At 73.2% G+C, this 2,535-nt stretch carries 3 protein-coding genes; all 3 read left to right on the forward strand.

Going from position 1 to position 2,535, the window contains the following annotated elements; all coding sequences use genetic code 11:
• Positions 1-231: 231 nt before the first annotated feature.
• A complete protein-coding gene (locus ACFU7Y_RS42930; protein ID WP_224282219.1) occupies positions 232-426 on the forward strand; it encodes a hypothetical protein in 195 nt (64 codons plus the stop codon).
• A gap of 215 nt (positions 427-641) precedes the next feature.
• Positions 642-1,859, forward strand: coding sequence for a serine hydrolase domain-containing protein (locus tag ACFU7Y_RS42935; RefSeq protein WP_380771899.1), 1,218 nt, complete (start codon positions 642-644; stop codon positions 1,857-1,859).
• Positions 1,860-1,965: 106 nt separating this feature from the next.
• Positions 1,966-2,493: a hypothetical protein gene (locus tag ACFU7Y_RS42940; RefSeq protein WP_224280474.1), complete on the forward strand. Its 528-nt coding sequence runs from the start codon at positions 1,966-1,968 to the stop codon at positions 2,491-2,493.
• Positions 2,494-2,535: the final 42 nt, after the last annotated feature.

Genomic DNA, 2,535 nt, shown 5'->3' on the forward strand with positions numbered 1-2,535 from the left:
ACTTCCCACTCCTCCTGTTGCGCCCGCGACCCCGGCTGAGCTTGTTCTTCAACCCCGGATCCGGTGTTGGGGCATGTGACGGTGCGCCTGGTGTCGGATGATGCACCCATGGGTGAACCAGGGATCAGAGGACGGGTGTGGGGGCCGGCGGACCGTAGCAACGGCCCGCTGGATGATGTTCTCGGAGGTGTCCGTCGAGTTCTGCCGGGGCTGCGGGTCGAACGTTTGCAGGTGACCCGTCCCTCCGACGACGACAACGTGTACTTCCTCAGCGTCGAAGCCGGAACCGACCACGTCCAGGTCGACACCGGTCGGCACGGACAACCGCCGTTCGTCGTCGAGGGCGCCCGCCGCACGGTCACATCGGATCCGGCGGAAGCCCTCGCGGCTGTGTGCAGGGAGTTCGGGCTGAGTGTGGGGTCGTAGCGGGAGCGCGTCGGAGCGGGTGCCTGCGCGGTTTCGCCGTTCACCGGACAGCGGCCGGCCGACCTCCTGCTCCGCGCCTCCGGGCAAACCCTGACGTGAAATCAGGGAGTGACGGCCGCCCGCCCCTGATGCCCCGGGCGGGCGGCACCGGAAGACTCGTCGTCAGGGCCGGGAAACTCCGGCCCGGACGACGATCAGTCTGGAGCCGACCGCACGTGAACGCGCACACGAACCGCACCCGTTGGGCCGCCCTGGCCGCCGCCGGCGCCCTGGCGGCCGCGCTGACGGTCGGGGTGGGCGCGCCCGCCCTCGCCGCGGCGCCCGCCGCCACCCCCGCCGCCGCAGTGTCGGCGAACCCGTCCGCACTGCCGCCGCTGGACCCGGCGGCGATCCGTTCCGCCCTCGCCCGGCGGCCCGCCGCCGACGTCTCCGCCGGGTTCGTGCGGGTCACCGGTTCCGCGGGGAGGTTCGAGGGCAGCTCGGCGGAGGCCGGGACGGCGGTGGACCCGCACGGCAGGTTCCGGATCGGGTCGATCTCGAAGGTCTTCACCGCCACCGTCGTCCTCCAACTCGCCGCCGAGGGCCGGATCGACCTCGACGGCAGCGTCCGGCAGTACCTCCCGGACTTCCCCTTCCCGTCGGTCACGGTGGGGCAGCTGCTCGACCACACCAGCGGGCTGCCCGGCGGCGACAACAGGTTCTGGGGCGACGGCACCACCGGCTGGTTCGCCGAGCACCGGCTCGACGCGCCCACCCCGGAGAAGATCACCGCCACGATGGCCGGCCAGCCCTTGGCCTTCGACCCCGGCACCGCCCAGCAGTACAACGGCATGAACACCTTCGTCGCCGGGCTGGTCGTCGAGAAGGTCACCGGCCACCGCTACGCCGACGAGCTGCGCGACCGGATCATCCGCCCGCTCGGCCTGCACGACACCTCCCTCCCGGACGCCGGTGACCCGCAGCTGCGGCACCCGGCGACCCGCCCGTACCTGACCGTCCCGGACGCCGGCGGCGGCTCGCACCGGGCGGACGTGACCGAGCAGAGCCCGTGGCCCTGGGCCGAGGGCGGCATGATCTCCAGCGCGCCCGACCTGGACCGCTTCATGACCGCGCTGTTCCGGGGCCGCCTCCTCCCGCCGGCCGAGCAGGAGAAGCTCTTCACCGTCCCGGACGTGCCCGTCGCCCCGGGTAGCAGCCACTGCCCGGACGGCACGGCGTGCATGAGCATGGGCCTCGAACGCCTTGCGGCCGGCGGCATCGTGGCCTGGGGCAAGACCGGTTCCCGGCCCGGCTCCACCAGTGGCGTCTTCGCCACCCGCGACCTCGCCCGCACGGTCGTGTACTCGGTCGACCCGACCGCGCTGGACGGCACCGAGAGCCCGTACGCCCTCGGGCTGCTGACGTCCTCCTTCGGCCTGGGGGCCAAGGGCTGACGGTCCGTCTCGGCCGCGGGGATGACGAGCGGTTGGCTCGTGCGGGGGAGGCGATGGGGCCGCACGGTGGACGTGGGGCGGGGGTGGTGTCCGCGACCGTGGACGCATGCTGAAGAACATCCCGGTGGGCGACACCGAACGCCCCGTTCCCCGGTGGGCCCTGCGGCTCGCCAAGGCCCTCCCGTTCGTCGTGCTGCCGCACTGCCTGTGGCGGCTGCCGTTCGCGTTCGACTTCCGGATGGGCACTGTCGACCCGAACGCCGCGGCCTACGTCTGGTGGTTCGCCCCGTACGTGATCGGCCTGAGCGTGGTCACCGAGGCGCTGACGATCCTGACCCTGGGGCTGGTCAGCGGCTGGGGCGAGGTGTTCCCGCGCTGGGTGCCCGTTCTGCGCGGGCGCCGGGTGCCGCCGCTCGCGGCGGTCGTCCCGGCCGTGCTCGGGGGTCTGGTCCTGGTGGCCCTCTTTGACGGCATGCCCCTCGCCTGGCTGGGGGTGTTCAAGGAGGTCGGCTACAGCAACGGCTGGTGGATGGCCCTGGGGCGGATCTGCACCTCGACGGCGATCTTCTGGGGCCCCGCCACCCTCGCGCTCGCCTGGGCCTACCACCGCCGTCGGCGCCCGGTCGCCGCGTGAGTCCGTCCCCTGCGTTGCGCGGGAAGCCGGCCGGTCCGGCTT

This window comes from Kitasatospora sp. NPDC057542, assembly GCF_042801945.1.
Lineage (GTDB): Bacteria > Actinomycetota > Actinomycetes > Streptomycetales > Streptomycetaceae > Kitasatospora.

Excerpts from the sequence above, each read along its gene's own strand:
- ACFU7Y_RS42940 (WP_224280474.1), top strand. The coding sequence starts at position 1,966 with ATGCTGAAGAACATCCCGGTGGGCGACACCGAACGCCCCGTTCCCCGG.